The 15754-nt window shown below is 55.8% G+C and carries 13 protein-coding genes; 4 read left to right on the top strand and 9 right to left on the bottom strand.

From position 1 onward, the window contains the following. Positions 1 to 187: 187 nt before the first annotated feature. From ACI1P1_RS15140 to ACI1P1_RS15130, 3 genes are all read right to left on the bottom strand, one after another. The gene (locus ACI1P1_RS15140) at positions 188 to 385 is read right to left on the bottom strand and encodes a Spo0E family sporulation regulatory protein-aspartic acid phosphatase (protein WP_416217246.1); all 198 of its coding nucleotides are present in this window, start codon (positions 383 to 385) and stop codon (positions 188 to 190) included. A 258-nt stretch (positions 386 to 643) separates the two neighbouring features. Continuing rightward, a complete protein-coding gene (locus tag ACI1P1_RS15135) occupies positions 644 to 1306 on the bottom strand; it encodes a class II aldolase/adducin family protein (RefSeq protein WP_416217245.1) in 663 nt (220 codons plus the stop codon). A gap of 367 nt (positions 1307 to 1673) precedes the next feature. Further along, positions 1674 to 3461 carry an L-fucose isomerase gene (locus ACI1P1_RS15130; protein WP_416217244.1) on the bottom strand — a complete coding sequence of 596 codons (1788 nt, stop codon included), beginning with the start codon at positions 3459 to 3461 and terminating at the stop codon, positions 1674 to 1676. Positions 3462 to 3663: 202 nt separating this feature from the next. Between ACI1P1_RS15130 and ACI1P1_RS15125 the strand changes: the two genes are divergently transcribed. Both ACI1P1_RS15125 and ACI1P1_RS15120 read left to right on the top strand, forming a co-directional pair. Next, entirely contained in the window at positions 3664 to 4686 is a 1023-nt protein-coding gene (locus tag ACI1P1_RS15125) for a LacI family DNA-binding transcriptional regulator (RefSeq protein ID WP_416217243.1), read from the top strand. A 226-nt stretch (positions 4687 to 4912) separates the two neighbouring features. Next, on the top strand, positions 4913 to 6103 hold the full coding sequence (locus ACI1P1_RS15120; protein WP_416217242.1) for a MalY/PatB family protein: 1191 nt from the start codon (positions 4913 to 4915) through the stop codon (positions 6101 to 6103). 170 nt (positions 6104 to 6273) lie between these two features. On the opposite strand, the gene ACI1P1_RS15115 is transcribed toward ACI1P1_RS15120, so the two are convergent. The 6 genes from ACI1P1_RS15115 to ACI1P1_RS15090 form a co-directional block, all read right to left on the bottom strand. Beyond that, positions 6274 to 7536, bottom strand: a complete 1263-nt coding sequence (locus ACI1P1_RS15115) for a metallophosphoesterase family protein (protein ID WP_416217241.1) — start codon at positions 7534 to 7536, stop codon at positions 6274 to 6276. 258 nt (positions 7537 to 7794) lie between these two features. Next, positions 7795 to 8754: an alpha/beta fold hydrolase gene (locus ACI1P1_RS15110; protein ID WP_416217240.1), complete on the bottom strand. Its 960-nt coding sequence runs from the start codon at positions 8752 to 8754 to the stop codon at positions 7795 to 7797. A 154-nt stretch (positions 8755 to 8908) separates the two neighbouring features. Beyond that, positions 8909 to 10399 (bottom strand): L-arabinose isomerase, encoded by a 1491-nt coding sequence (gene araA, locus ACI1P1_RS15105; protein ID WP_416217239.1) that lies wholly within the window; start codon positions 10397 to 10399, stop codon positions 8909 to 8911. A 15-nt stretch (positions 10400 to 10414) separates the two neighbouring features. Continuing rightward, positions 10415 to 12028: a xylulokinase gene (locus ACI1P1_RS15100; RefSeq protein WP_416217238.1), complete on the bottom strand. Its 1614-nt coding sequence runs from the start codon at positions 12026 to 12028 to the stop codon at positions 10415 to 10417. 239 nt (positions 12029 to 12267) lie between these two features. Next, the gene (gene araD / locus ACI1P1_RS15095) at positions 12268 to 12972 is read right to left on the bottom strand and encodes an L-ribulose-5-phosphate 4-epimerase (RefSeq protein WP_416217237.1); all 705 of its coding nucleotides are present in this window, start codon (positions 12970 to 12972) and stop codon (positions 12268 to 12270) included. A gap of 261 nt (positions 12973 to 13233) precedes the next feature. Beyond that, a complete protein-coding gene (locus ACI1P1_RS15090; RefSeq protein ID WP_416217236.1) occupies positions 13234 to 14319 on the bottom strand; it encodes a GntR family transcriptional regulator in 1086 nt (361 codons plus the stop codon). A 218-nt stretch (positions 14320 to 14537) separates the two neighbouring features. Between ACI1P1_RS15090 and ACI1P1_RS15085 the strand changes: the two genes are divergently transcribed. Next, positions 14538 to 14867 carry a hypothetical protein gene (locus ACI1P1_RS15085; RefSeq protein WP_416217235.1) on the top strand — a complete coding sequence of 110 codons (330 nt, stop codon included), beginning with the start codon at positions 14538 to 14540 and terminating at the stop codon, positions 14865 to 14867. Positions 14868 to 14933: 66 nt separating this feature from the next. Next, entirely contained in the window at positions 14934 to 15749 is an 816-nt protein-coding gene (locus ACI1P1_RS15080; protein ID WP_416217234.1) for an alpha/beta hydrolase family protein, read from the top strand. Positions 15750 to 15754 lie beyond the last annotated feature (5 nt).

Genomic DNA, 15754 nt, shown 5'->3' with positions numbered 1-15754 from the left:
ACAGGCTAACCTGTCGGTCTCCAGGGGCAACGCATAGTTGATTTACATAAAAAGAAGCAATACCAGCACCAGCAAAATAAATAAAACCAAGATAAAAATCATGGAATCCGAAGCTGCCATATGCAATGCTCCCATCTATACCGGAATACATCATATCCTATGCCGGGCGAATGGGAAGGGGAACCGATCAGGCTAATCGAACGGATACGGAATCCTGCTGCCGCGCCCGCAGCTGGGCACGCTGAATGCTGACGATCAATCCATCCATCTCTTGGCTGACGGCAATAACGCCAGGGTCAACCAGATTGCCATTCTTCTCGTCCACCAGACGGTACAGCCGAGTGGTGAGAGCTTCCAGGCGCTGGTGAATATCGTGATCCGGCATACACTCACATCCTTTGTCGCATTGTCCAACCCGTTCCTGCTAAGGACAGTATATGATGAAAGGAAAATGGACAACCGTGACGCATCTCACATTTGCCGAATGATCGGGAAACGGAGGAGGAAACGTATATTTTTTGTCACAATTCATCCATATTTTTGAAGCCAATGTCGATGCCACTTTTTTCCTGAAAATAAAAGAGGATTGCCTGGCCAGCGGAGATCCGCTTCCGGCAATCCTTGTATGGGTGTTCACTCTAAATTACTGCTGCTGCAAAAGCTTGATCCGGTACGCTTCTGTTTCCAAGGCGCGGATTTCGTCCAATTCCTCCTGGGTCAGCACCTTCGGTGTCCCGGCAGCTTTGGCCAGAAGATAAATCCGTGCACTCTCCTCCACAACCTCCGTCCGGTAATACGCCTCCCGCAGATTGCGGCCAACGGCCACCAAACCGTGGTTGCCCAGCAGCAGGGTGGTATATTCATTGATTTTTTCTTTCACGGCGTTGGCCAGCAGTGCTGTAGTGGGCACCACATACGGCACAAACCCGGTTTCACCCGTCAGGGCCGCCTGGTCGGGAAACATGATCGGCAGCTTTTCCCCGATGAGTCCGAAGGCAATGGAGTTGGCGGGATGGGTATGGATCATGGCCCCAATGGATGGATTAGCCTGATATCCGTAGAGATGCATCAGCACCTCGGAGGAAGGACGCAGACCGGGGGCGGCTTGAACGGAACCGTCCGCTATGGATACGGCTACCCATTGCTCCGGGAGAATTTCCTCCAAGGCGAAGCCGCTGGGGGAAACCAGCATGGTGTCCCCGTCACGGGCGGAGATATTGCCGCCTGGCCCCACGACCATTCCCTTCTCGACAATTTTCCGGGCATACTTGCACAGCTCCTCGCGAACCGATACAGCTTGAGACATGCGGCACCTCCTAAAGTGTTGTTGGTTTTAAAACTAGTCAAGCTTGCTTCCAATACGACAAGTGCCGGGCAGTCGGAGATTCCTTTCGAAGCGCTACGAAATGCAAAAGTGCAGTTATTCTCCTGGTAGGGCTCCGCTACGTACAGCCAACTGCAAAAATGCAGTTATTTTACTGAGCCAGGCCTATTGGGGAGTTTTTTGCACGAAATAACTGCACTTTTGCAGGATAGCTGCCCATTTAAACTAATTTGGTCGAATTTAGCTGCACTTTTGCAGTTGGGTATTTCTCTGCGCCAGCTAGGACCCTTCCTCTACAGCTTGAGGCTCCTGCATTCAGCTGCGCCAACGCAGCGGACGGTATTGCGAGTTACTTATACAGCGGACCGAAGTTCTGGCAGGCACGGTAGTCTGCGCCTTCCTTATCTGAGGTTCCGTGCAGGCCCCATACCTTGGGACGGTAGATCTTCTCTTCCGGCACGTTGTGCATGTTAACCGGAATACGCAGCATGGAGGCCAGAGTAATCAGATCTGCGCCTACGTGGCCATAGCTGAGAACACCGTGGTTGGCGCCCCAGTTATCCATTACGTCATATACGGTTTTGAACGAACCCTCTCCGGTCAGCACAGGAGTAAACCAGGTGGTAGGCCAGGTGGGGTCAGTCCGCTTATCCAGCGCATCATGCACCGCTTCCGGCAGATCCACGGTATATCCTTCGGCAATCTGAAGCACCGGTCCAAGACCCTTCACCAGATTGATCCGGGCCATGGTCACAGGCATGCCGCCCTTGGTCAGGAAGTCGCTGGAGAAGCCGCCCCCCCGGAAATACCCGGTCGAAGCAGGACGCCAGGAAGTCGCAGCCAGACAATTGTCGGCTTCGTCCTGGGTAATCTCCCAATGGGGTTTCATAACCGGTTGGCCGTTTTGGGTTTGCTCGCCGGAGCCGTCCAGAGCCGCTGCCCCGGAGTTGATCAAGTGGATGATCCCTTCGGCTGCTTTGCCCTCCAGGGTATAGCCGGTAACCCGCTTCACCGCATCCGGGCTCCAATAGGTGCGCACGTCGGCAAAAATTTGGGCGGAATGCGTCAACAGGTAGCCGAACAGCATGGTTACGCCGTTCAGGCTATCGTTTTCAGTCGCCACGATATACGGGGAGCGGATGCCGTTCCAGTCGAAGGAGCTGTTAAGCATGGCCTCCATAAAGTCCCCGTTGGGGAAATGGTCCGTCCATTGACGCTGCCCTTGGAAGCCGGAGGCGATGGCATTGTGGCCGTTGGCCTCCTCTTCAAAACCAAGCTCGGCAAGCCTCGGATTGCCGATCATCAGGTCGCGGGCGATCAGCGCCATCTTGACCACGGTTTCCCAATCCTTGTCCTTGGCTTCGCGGCTCTTCTGCCCTTCCGGCTCGTTGTTGTCGGGGCCTTCCTTGCAATATTCCTTCACCCAGGCCAAGGCCTTCTCATATTCGGCAGTGTCGTAAATCACTTCATCCATCCGGCGGACAAATTCGCTCATGTCCACATATTCATTGCGCATGCCCAGGTAATCCTGGAAGAAGGTTTCGTTGACGACGGAGCCGGCGATCCCCATGGATACCGAACCCATGGACAGATAGGATTTGCCTCTCAGGTTAGCAACGGCCAGACCTGACTTGGCAAATGCCAGCAGCTTCTCCTGCACATCCTGCGGAATGCTGTTGTCGGCCAGATCCTGCACATCATGTCCATAGATGCCAAAAGCGGGAATACCTTTCTGGGCATAACCGGCCAGCACAGCGGCCAGATAGACGGCGCCGGGGCGTTCGGTGCCGTTGAAGCCCCACACCGCCTGGGGAATAGAGGCGTCCATATCCATGGTTTCGGTGCCGTAACACCAGCAGGGAGTCACCGTTACCGATAACCCGACATTTTCCTTCGCGAACTTCTTGGCTGCTGCGGAGGCTTCCGCCACACCGCCGATGCAAGTATCCGCAATGACGCATTCCACCGGGCTTCCGTCCGGATTGCGAAGCGTGGAGCTGAAGAATTCGGCCACATTCCGGGCCATGGTCATGGTTTTCTCTTCCAGAGACTCCCGAACCCCCCGGCGTCTGCCGTCAATTGTAGGGCGGATGCCGATTTTGGGGAAGCCGCCTTGCCATCTGTATTGTTCGATCATTGCAATATCCCTCCGTATAAATTATTGAGTTACCGATAACTCCAAATTAGCAGTTTCCCCTCTTGCTGTCAATCCTTTTGTTCAGTACAATAAGTGTCATATCCATATCGTCCGGAGATGGACGCACGCAGGCTTTTGCTGCGGATGTTAGGCGTTTTCCCGGAAACCGGATTGGCTTGACTCATGTGAAAGGAGGAGCACCATGGTAACCATCTACGATATAGCCAAAAAAGCGAATGTATCCGCCATGACCGTGTCCCGGGTAATCAACAATAAGGGACGGATTAGCGAAAAAACCCGCAGCAAGGTGAAGCGGATCATGGAGGAATTGAATTATGTACCCAACGAAATGGCGCGCAGCCTGGTGTTGCGAGAAACCCAGGTGCTGTTTCTGCTGGTTACCGATATCACCAACCCCTTCTTCACCACCTTGGCCAGAGGGGCGGAGGACGCCGCCAACAAACTGGGCTACCGGGTGCTGTTCGGGAACAGCGATGAAAGCCTGGAGAAGGAACGGGAATATATTGACACCATACTGAAATCCCGGGTGGACGGGGTGCTGGTGGCCCCTGCAGGAGATGGCTCCCTGCCCCATCTGGAAAGCCTGCGGGCCCATAGTGTGCCGTTTGTGCTGCTGGACCGGGAGGTGCCGGGCATCGGCAGCGATGTGGTGCTGGGGGACAGCCGCGAGGGCACCCGGATGCTCATGGAGCATATGATGGGGCTGGGACATAAGGAAATCGCTCTGGTGAACGGCACGCCGGATGTATCCAGCGCCCGCCTGAGAGCTACCGCCTACAAGGAAGCGCTGAAGCTGAACGATCTGCCGGCCCCTGCGGAGCGGATTCTGGAGCTGGGGTATGCGCCGCGGAGCAGCCTAGCCCGGATCGGAGAGTGGCTGGACGGGCTTCAGCCCCTGCCTACCGCCATTCTGTGCGGCAATAACATGATGGCCATCCAGACCATCCAGGCGATCCGGAAGAAAGGCCTGCGGGTGCCGGAGGATATCTCCGTCTGCTGCTTCGATGATCTGGGCCCGGTAGGCGAAATCGACCCGTTCCTGACCGTCGCCGCGCAGCAGGCTTACCAGTTCGGCTACAAGGGGATGCAGCTGCTCACCGGGCGTATTGCCGACAAGGAAAATGAGGACGGCGAGGATGCCTGGACACGGATTCTGCTGCCGGCGGAGCTGGTGGTCCGGCGCTCGGTAGCGGATTTGCATTAAAGCGGTTATGAGAGGCTGGAACGGTGGGACTGGAATGTTTGGACTAGTGGAGACGAAAAACGGTGGGACTAGTGAGAGGCGGCTGGTTCTGATTTGTCTAACCGCGCTCCTGTCCACCCCCGGGTCCCTGGCGCTTTCCCGCCCCACAGGATTCCCCCTTGAAAAATCCCGCCTTTTCCTCCATGATTAAGGGATACATTGTTCTATTGGAGGAGGCCTGTTACCCGTGAGTTCCCGATTCGATCAAGTACCAGACCGCAGAAATACCCACTCCTACAAGTGGGACCAGTCGGAGAAACTGTTCGGCAACCCGGATATACTGCCGCTATGGGTAGCGGACATGGATTTTGAGAGCCCGCCTGCCATCAAAAAAGCCATTGAAGGCCGCGCCGCGCAAGGCATATACGGCTATACTGTGATGCCCGACGAAGCCTGGGACGCCATTACCAACTGGTTCACCCGGCGCCATCAATGGCCCATCCAAAAAAGCTGGCTGTCCACCGTTACCGGCGTGGTCACCGCCCTGAGCCTGGCTGTGGAGCTGTTCACAGAACCCGGCGGCGCCGTGATTCTGCAATCGCCGGTGTATTACCCGTTCTATGATGTCATCAAAATGAACGGCCGCCAGGTGGCAGCCAACCCGCTTTTGCACCACAACGGCCGGTACGAAATGGACTACGCCCACCTGGAAAAGCTAATGCAGGACGGCGCCAAGCTGCTTTTATTGTGCAGCCCCCACAACCCCGGCGGACGGGTTTGGGAGCGGGAGGAGCTGGTGAAGCTCGGCGAGCTGTGCCGCAAGTACGGCGTTATAATCGTATCCGACGAAATTCATGCGGATATGGCTTATCCCGGACACAAGCATATTCCCATTGCCTCCATTTCGCCGGAGCTGGCGGAGATTACGGTTACCACTATTGCGCCTACCAAAACCTTCAACCTGCCCGGTTTGCCGGCCGCTTATATGGTTACCCCAAACCCGGAATTGAAGCGGAAAATCGATTACCGGATCAAGGCACTATCCTTGCATATGACGGGATTTTTCAGCCCGGACATGATTCTGGCCGCCTATAACGAAAGCGAAGCCTGGCTGGACGAGCTGCTGGTATACCTGAAGGGCAATCTGGAGTTTGCAGTGGACTACCTCAACCGGGAGCTGCCCGCTGTCAAACCCATGGTGCCCGAAAGCACCTATCTCCTGTGGGTGGACTGCAGGGGGCTCGGGCTGGACGTAACCGGCCTGAAGGAACTGATGTATCACAAGGCCCAGGTGGCCTTTAATGAAGGCTCCACTTATGGCCCAGAAGGCAAAGGTTTCCTGCGGATCAACCTGGCATGCTCCCGCTCCACATTGCAGGAGGGGTTGGCCCGGTTTGTAAAGGCGGCCAGCGCCTTGGCCGGAAGCAAAACGGAGTAGAAGGTTCCTCCTCCTCCCCAAAAACAGCAAAAAGGCAGAGTAACGGAAATCCGTTATTCTGCTTTTTTTGATTAGACGCTGCCCAGAAATAACATGGTCCTAGCTGCAGGCGTGATGTGTTATGCAAGCCCCGAAATCTGCGAAGCCGATTTGAGGGCTTTTTCATCTGTTCATGGCTCCACGGTATAGCTGGCCTCCGGAATCCAGTCTCCCGCCGTGAAGTTGCGCCCCTTGATCTGCACGCGGTTGCCGGTTACCTCCACCACCAGCCCCTCGCTTTTCCGCTCCTCTGCGGCAATGGGGTTGTCCGTAGTATCGTAAGGCGTCAGCACCGACGAGGTATTCACCATGGTAAATTCGTCTTGGATAAACGTTCCGGGTGAACCCAGCTCCCAATGGGAATGCCCCGAGAAGAAAACGGTCTGGGGATAACGGGAGAGGATTTCCTTCAGTCGGTCATGCTGGACCACCGCCCGGCTGTTGAAATCCGTGTAGCTTCCGGCCACCGTATAAGGAAGGGGCTGGTGCAGAAAAACGAAGATGGGTTTGCCCTCCTCCGCCCCCTCCGCCATGACGCCCTCCAGCCAATTCAGCTGGTTCTCCGACAGCCAGGCATCTTCAGCGAAGCTGTCATCGGTCTGACGGTAGCTTTCCGAACCGAGGAATACAAAGTGATATCCGTCGATCCATGAATCATGATACACCTTCTCATAGCCGGTGAACTGGAGGAACCGGTTAATGGAGGCTTCCGCTGTTTCCCCGTTAGGGAAATTCGCCTCATTCCATTTGCCCGAAGCATCCGTCCAGGCCTTGTAGAATTCATGGTTGCCGATGGTGTACACCACCTGTCCCGGGTAAGGATTCTCCTGCATAAGCTTTCCCAATGTCTCATAATCCTTGGGCAGTCCGTTGCCCAGATCGCCGTTAATCACCAGCGCCTGGCCGGGAGCATGGGTGCCCAGATCGGTTAAGGCTTTGCGGAGCTTGGTGTGGGACTCCTTATTCCATGCTTCCACATGAATATCGCTGATGACGGCAAAGCGGAAAACCGGACCTGCTCCTCCAGAGGGCACTGCCGCAAGAGCCGACACTGCCGAGCCCGCCGCATCTACCGCAGGGAGTGCAGCTCCTTCCTGGACAGCGGGAACAGCCGCTGCTGCGATAGGCTGAAGGGCCGCCAAGGGAACGGCAGCGGCAGCCACAGGTTCGAGGGCCGCCAAGGACACCTCGTCCGGCTTTGGCGAACCCAGGGGCCGGACCAGCTTAGGAGCTGCGGGATCCGAAGCATTTATGAGAGAAGAAGGCACCACCGTGCCCTGTGTAGCCGTACCTGCAGCCTCCGTTTGAGCGGGAGGCTCTGCATCCATGCCGATTGAAGCGAGTACCAGCACGGCAGCGAGAATGACTTGCCAAGCGGCGATATGCAATTTCATAGAGAAAGCCTCCTTTTTGTATAATGAATAAAGATTCATTGAGAATACCAGGTTGTTTTGCAAAGCCGCCTCAGGGGCTGCCTCAAGGTATTTTTAAATCTTTTACCCATAAAAATTCAGCTTCTCTCAATTTTGTGCAGGATTTTGTCCGAATTGTGTCATACTCCTGAGAAATCCGCCTCATTTCTGGGACAAACGCCAAAAAAAGCCTGCGGACGATTCCGCAAGCTTTGCACGGGATAAAACTATGAAAACGGCCTACAGCTGCTGCAAAAAGGCATAAATCTTGTCGTTCATTCCGGGCAGCCCCTCATGGCCAAAATCCGGGTAAATCTCCAGCTCCACAGGAGCGGTCATTTTGTTAATGGCGGCGAATTGGGTGGACGGCGGGCAGATGTTATCCATCAGGCCCACGCCGATCAAGGTTTGGGCCTGAATCCGGGGAGCCAGGTGCTGAATGTCGATATAGCCCAGACGGGTAAAAATTTCGTCCTCCCGCTTATGCTGGGGATCGAAGTGGCGGAAGAAGGTTCTGAGCTCCGCATACGCATCCTTGGCCAGGTCCATCTCCCAAACGCGCTTGTAGTCGCTTAAGAAGGGATAAACCGGCGCCGCCAGCTTGATCTCCGGCACCAGCGCCGCACAGGCCATGGTCAGGGCGCCACCCTGGGACCAGCCTGTAACGCCGACACGGCCGGCATCCACCTCATCGAAGCCCATCACAATCTTGGCAAGCAGCGCGGTATCCAGGAAAATATGGCGGAACAGCAGGTTATCCGGCTTGTCGTCCAAGCCGCGGATGAAGTGCCCGTGGTGGGTGTTGCCCTTCACGCTCCCCGTATCCTCGGACAAACCCCCTTGACCGCGCACATCCAGCGCCGCGAAGGAGTAGCCCAAAGCGGCAAACTGCAGCTTGTCCTGCCAATCCCCGGAATGGCCCGTGTAGCCGTGGAAGTGGAGCACCGCCGGGTGGGGCGTATCCGTGTGCTTCGGGCGAATATATTTGGCATGCACTCTGGCGCCGCGCACGCCCGTGAAGAACAGGTGAAAGCATTCGGCGAAGGGAGTGGTGAAGACTGCCGGCACCAGCTCCACCTGCGGGTCAACCGCATTCATTTCCTCCAGGGCTTTCTCCCAATAAGCATCAAAATCCTCCGGCTTCGGCGTCATTCCTTGGTAGCGCTTCAGTTTGTCCAGAGGCATATCCAGCATAGGCACAAAAATCATTCCTTTACAGGTGTAATGGGGTCATATTCCACCTTACTGTACAGGCATCCCTGCCAAGTTTCAATATGATATTTCAACAGGACCACAAAAAAAGCACCCCGCCTGAACCGGACAGGGTGCTTCCCACGGAAAAAGTCTCCGCAGCTTATTTCAATTTAAACGCAATATCATTCCACAGCAGCTCGTTGCGGAAGGCGCGCAGCTTCGTATCGTTGTCGATGATGACGCATTCGATGCCCATCATATCGGCGAAATCGGCCAGCTGTTCCGCAGTTACCACATAGGAGAAGCCGGTGTGGTGGGCGCCGCCTGCATAAATCCAGGCTTCGGTCGCCACCTGCAGGGAAGGCTGGGTTTTCCACAGCACCCGGGCTACGGGCAGCTTCGGCATTGCATGCTCCTGCTTCACTGCATCCACCACATTCACAATCATCCGGAACCGGTTGCCCAGGTCCACGATAGTGGCGTTCAACGCGGCGCCTTCCCGGCTGTCGAAGACCATCCGGGCCGGATCGGCCTTGCCGCCAATTCCCAGCGCATGCACCTCCAGGCGGGGTTTGGTGGAGGCGATGGTGGGACAGATTTCCAGCATGTGGGAGCCCAGCACCATTTCATTTGCCTCGTCCATATGATAGGTGTAGTCCTCCATAAAGGAGGTGCCCACGTTGCCTGCCATAATCTTCATCAAACGAACCAGCGCGGAGGTTTTCCAGTCGCCTTCGCCGCCGAAGCCGTAACCGTCCTCCATCAGCCGTTGAACGGCAAGTCCGGGAAGCTGCTTCAAGCCGTGCAGGTCTTCGAAGGTGGTGGTGAAGGCGGTAAAGCCGCCCTCCTCCAGGAAGCTGCGCATGCCCAGCTCAATCCGGGCCTGATACTTGATGGAATCCTGGTAAGCACCGGGAGTTTGGGCTTCGGCTGGCAGCTCGTATTGCTCGTTGTACTTCGCGAACAATTCCTCAACCGCTTCCTCGGAGACCGCATTCACCCGCTCCACCAAATCGCCTACGCCATACCCGTTGACGGACCAGCCGAACTTGATCTGCGCTTCTACCTTGTCGCCTTCGGTTACCGCCACCTGGCGCATATTATCGCCGAAGCGGGCTACCTTGAGACGGCGGCTTTCGATGACGGCAATCGCCGTTCTCATCCAGGCGCCGATCCGCTCCTGGGTAGAGGTATGCTCCCAATACCCGTTTACGACCTTGCGGGCTACACCCATACGGGTGTTGATAAAGCCGTATTCCCGGTCGCCATGGGCAGCCTGGTTCAGGTTCATGAAGTCCATGTCGATGGAATCCCACGGAATATCTCGGTTAAATTGCGTGTGCAAATGGAGCAGGGGCTTCTGCAGAATGGACAGGCCGGCAATCCACATTTTGGCCGGAGAGAAGGTGTGCATCCAGGTGATCAAACCGGCGCAGTTGGGATCATTGTTAGCCTCAGCCAAAAGATCGCGGATTTCCTCCGGTGTTTTGACAACCGGCTTAAATACCACCTTGCCCGAGATGGCGTCGGAAGCGTCCAGCTTCTCGGCGATGATGCGGGAGTGGCGGGCTACCTCCTCCAGCGTTTCCGGACCGTACAGATGCTGGCTTCCGGTGACAAACCAAAACTCATAGGTTTTCATATTCAACATGTTTCTGCCTCTTTTCTACGGATTAGTTGATTCCTTCAAATGCTCCACAGCCGCACGCTCAATGGCCAAACCCTGCTTATAACGCTGCATAAAGGCCTCGAAGCCTTCCACATCCTTGGGATCGGGGGAAATGGAGGAAACCGCCTTGCCGGCGAATACCTTACTGCCCAGATACGCCTCCAGCGTTTCCTGCTTCGCCTTACGGTTCATATAGGAGGCCAAAAGCGCAATCCCCCAGGCTCCGCCTTCCCCTGCCGTTTCCATGACGGAAACGGGAACAGCCAGGGCACCAGCCATCAGCTTTTGGCCGACAACCGGAGTTTTGAACAACCCGCCGTGGCCCAGAATTTCATCCAGCTGAACGGATTCCTGCTTCAAAAGAAGGTCCATGCCGATTTTCAGCGCGCCCATAGCCGTAAACAAATGGACACGCATGAAGTTGGCGAGACTGAAATGGCTGCCCGGGGTCCGGACAAACAACGGCCGGCCTTCCTCAAAATGGGTCATATGCTCGCCGGACAAATAGCCGTAAGCTAATAAACCGCCGCCGTCCGGATCGCCCTGAAGGGCCAGATTGTACAACGTCCCGTACAGCTGGTCGGGATTGGCTTGCAGGCCCATAGCCTTGGCAAACTCGTCGAACAGCCCCACCCAGGCATTCAGATCCGAGGAGCAATTGTTGGAATGGGCCATGGCCACAGGACTGCCTGACGGCGTGGTCACCAGATCGATTTCCTCGTATGGCCGGGAAAGCTCCTTTTCCAAGACAACCATAGCAAACACCGAGGTGCCGGCGGAAACATTACCGGTCCGTGGCGCAACGCTGTTGGTGGCCACCATCCCTGTCCCCGCATCCCCCTCCGGCGGACAGAACGGAATTCCCGCAGCAAGCTCTCCGGTTACATCAAGAAGCTTGGCTCCTTCCTCCGTCAGGGCACCGGCTTGCTCTCCTGCAACCAGTACCTCCGGGAGGATATCCTCCAGCTTCCAGGTGTACTGCTTCGGGGCAATCAGGGCATTGAACCGCTCCACCATACCCGCATTGTAAGTCTTCGTGTGCATATCGATGGGAAACATGCCCGACGCTTCGCCCACGCCCAGCACCTTCCGCCCCGTGAGCTTCCAGTGAATGTACCCTGCCAATGTAGTTAAATAATGAATCCGGCCTACATGCTCTTCCCCGTTCAGCACCGCCTGATACAGATGGGCAATGCTCCAGCGTTGGGGAATGTGGAAGTGGAAGCTATCGCTCAGCGCCTCTGACGCCTGCCCGGTGATGTTATTGCGCCACGTGCGAAAAGGGACCAGCAGCTCCCCGGCCTGATCGAAGGCCATATAACCGTGCATCATGCCGCTGAAGCCGATGGCTCCGACGTTGTGCAGAGTGACACCGTAGCGGGTTTTCACCTCTTCGGCCATTTTCCGGTAGCTGTCCTGCACACCTTTCCAAACCGCCTCCAGACCGTAGGTCCAGATTTGGTTCACGTAGCTGTTCTCCCAATCATGGCTGCCGGATGCGATGGATTCGCCATCTTCTCCGATCAGGACTGCTTTAATGCGGGTGGAGCCAAGCTCGATTCCAAGAGCGGTTTGGCCGCTTAGAATCCGGTTTTTCAGATCATCGTTCATGAGCATTCCTCCTGGGTGGTTGGTACTCGAGAAGTCTGTTGGTAAATCCATATTCATTGTGCGGTACTCGCTAACGGGAAAGGGTGGCTTGGATGCTCAAACACGTTTTGTTGGCCTTGATTTTATTGGGGTTATTAAGGTATCAAGACCAACAAAAAACTCGCCCTCAAGCCACTCCTTTCCCTCCCGCTCCTAACGCAGAATATAGATTTACTCTGTTGTTTTCGTCGCATAGGCTCCTAAATCATCCCGGTTTGCCCGTAATAAGCGTTGGCTCCGTGCTTCCGCAGAAAGTGGCGGTCCAACAGCGTCTGGTCCATGGGCTCGACACCGGGGTTCAACTGGAAGGTATGGAAGGCCATTTTGGCCACCTCCTCCAGCACAACGGCGTTGTGTACAGCATTATGGGCATCCTTGCCCCAGGTGAAGGGCGCATGGCAGTTCACCAGCACACCCGGAACCTGCAGCGGGTCCAGCCCCAGGCTTTGGAAGGTTTCGATAATAACGTTGCCGGTTTCCAGCTCATATGCGCCTTTAATCTCAGCCTCTGTCATAGGGCGGGTACAGGGAACCTTGCCGTAGAAATAATCCGCATGGGTGGTGCCCAGTGCCGGAATCCCCCGTCCTGCCTGAGCCCAGGCTGTAGCCCACGGGGAATGGGTATGGACAATGCCGCCGATTCCCGGAAAAGCCTTGTACAGCGCCACATGTGTGGCTGTATCCGAGGAGGGTTTATACTCTCCCTCCACCGTTTTGCCGTCCAAATCCACAACCACCATATGCTCCGCTTTCATCACATCGTAGGATACGCCGCTGGGTTTAATGACCACCAGGCCGCTCTCCCGGTCGATACCGCTTACATTCCCCCACGTAAAGGTAACCAAGCCGTGCTTGGGCAGGTCCAAATTGGCCTCCAGCACCTCTTCCTTCAGCTTTTCAAGCAACTCTCCCACTCCTATCCAGGGCCTGACTGAAAATCCGCTTGAGGGCATCTTGCATCGCCTTTTCGCCCCATGCTGCGTTACTTTTGCTTGACGTACCCCCGGTACGCCTTCACAAAAATGCCTTGCCTAGAACGAAAATTCAATATAATCTGCTCCCCTTGGAGTTTTCAGCCACACCCTAAAAAATTCCCGCAAGGTAACGCAGGCCTTTCAGTCATTTTTTATTATACAATTGTACGTACAAGTTTGCTATAGTTTTGGCTATTTTTTTGTGGAGGACCGTACAATTAATTCGGGGGTATAGAGCTTCCCCTTGGGTTTGGCCGACTTGCCTCCGATCATCCGCAGAAGCAGCTCCACCGCCTCCTGACCCATCAGGGATTTGGGGTGGGTCAGGGTGGTCAGCTTGGTTTCTGTAGCGGTGGCAAGGCTGGAATCGTCGAAGCCCACCACAGCCACATCCTCCGGTACGGACAAGCCGGACTGCCGGATGATCTCCATCAGCTGGACCGCCAGCTCGTCATTGTAACAGACAAAAGCCGTAGGCCGGCCGGCTTCCCGGGACAGGAGCTGCATAGCCGCCTCCAAGGGTTTGGTCCCTTTTTCCTCCGTGGCATATTGAACTACAAGCTCAGGCTGAATGGCCAGGCCCTTCTCCCGGTAAGCCTGGCGGAACCCCTTCAGCCGGTTCACCCCCTGCATATCGTCCATTTTGAAAAAGCCGGCAATCCGCTCATGACCCAATCCCAGCAGATGCCGCACCGACAGGGCACCGCCAAGGACATCGTCGGTTTTCAGGCAGGGGCCATCCAGTTCCGGGTACTGCTCGTTCAGCATAATATACGGAATCCCGCGGTATTCCAGCGCCAGGTACAAGTCCAGATTGGGGTTGCCCTCCGCGCTTTTGGTCGGTTCGATAATGAGTCCGCTCAAGGGCTGGCCCAGCATCATCTCCAATGCCTCCCGCTCCCGCAGCTTGTCGTTGTCCGTGCTGGACAGGAGAAGCCGGTAGCCCTTGCTGCGCAGGGCCGCCTCCGCGCCGCGGACGATATGGGGGAAGATGTAGTCGGAGATATAGGTGGTAATCAGGCCCACCGTCCGGACAGATTCGGAATAGCCAGTCTGGGGTGCGGACACAAAGGTTCCTTTACCCTGGATGCGAGCCAGCCAGCCTTCCCCCTCCAGCTCGCCGAAGGCCTGCCTCACGGTTTGGCGGCTGACGCCGAAACGCTCCGCCAATTCATTCTCCGAGGGCATCAGATCCCCGGGCTTCATCAATCCGCTGTGAAACCAGGCCTGGATTTCCTGCTTGACCTGCATATATTTAGGTACTGTTTTTTCCTTCAAATCATAAACCTCCAATGGCTTGGCTAAATCTCCCTATGGCATTTCCACACCGTGCAGTTGTATGGTAAACAGTATATCATCTTTTGATGTTGTATGTACATGTTGTTGCCTGTATCCTGCTGTACTAAAAAGTAATTCTCCCGCTCACTTGAAATACCAATAATTCCGAGTATAATACTAAGTATATAAACAAAGCTAAATGAAGGAGCGTGGCGCAGATGAATGTGACGCATCCCCAATACACCAATCAATGGATCAACGACCATTTGGACTTATATAACTATGCGGGAGAGCATGGTGACCCGGAGTGGCAGCGGGAGATTCTGCAGGCCCTGGAGGAAAAGGAGCAGCGTATCGCCTCCGAATGGAAGGCGAAAACAAAGGATGAGCTTTGGCGCCAGTATGATGAAGTGAACGGGCTATTGCTGGATTTGTACGCCGAGCTCCGGGGACGCGACAAAAAGGAGCAGGAAGAGCTGATTGAGCGGCTTCTTCTCCTCAAGCAGCAGCGGCTGGAGATATCCCGGCAGCTGGCCATTATCAGCTGATTGAGCGGGCACATCTTTGTCCCTCGGGACATCAAACAAGGAACTGCACACGATGGAGGGGTTTGTATGGAGCTTCAGCGTATCGTCAAAACAGAACAAGCAGACCTGGCCGTTACCATGCACTATCCGTCTGGCGGGGGCAAAGGGGAAACCCTGCCCCTGATTGTGTTCTGCCATGGCTTTACCGGCAGCCGGATCGGCATGGACCGTCTGTTCGTCCAGGCAGCTCGCTATTTCAGCGACGCCGGCTACCTGGTAGTCCGCTTCGATTACGGCGGCTGCGGCGAAAGCACCGGAAGCTACGGAGACGGCGGCATGGAGCAGCTGGTGAAGGAAACCCGCATTATGCTGGACTATACCCTCTCCTTCGATTGTGTGGATCTGTCCCGGGTCACCCTTCTGGGCCACAGCCTGGGCGGCGCCGTTGCCGTACAAACCGCCTTCCGCGACAGAAGGGTGAAGCATCTGGTGCTGTGGGCTCCCGTTGCCCATCCTTTGGCGGATATTGTCCGGATCATCGGCCAGGAAGCCCACCGGAACATCATCGCCGCAGGGCAAACAGACTATCTGGGCTATACCCTGACCGACCGTTTCCTTCAATCCCTGGCAAACGCCCATCCGCTGCAAGAAACCCGACAGATCCGCGGCGATGTATTGGTACTCCATGGTGCGGAGGATGAGGTGATTGCCAGCGACGCCGCCCATCTCTATCAGAAGGCCTTCTGGCTGCGGAGCGACGGCATGAGCGACAAGGAGATTCTGCCGTACGCAGACCACTCCTTCACAGGACAGGAAATCCGGGAGCGGCTGTTCGGTCTGACTGTAGACTGGCTGCGCATTCATGACCCCAAGCGCGGCGAGTGGAACCACTACGTCATTTAAGGCAG

Origin of the sequence: Paenibacillus mesotrionivorans (genome assembly GCF_046098205.1) — a bacterium.
GTDB lineage: Bacteria > Bacillota > Bacilli > Paenibacillales > NBRC-103111 > Paenibacillus_AR > Paenibacillus_AR mesotrionivorans.
This window is presented reverse-complemented; position numbering and strand designations above follow the sequence as displayed.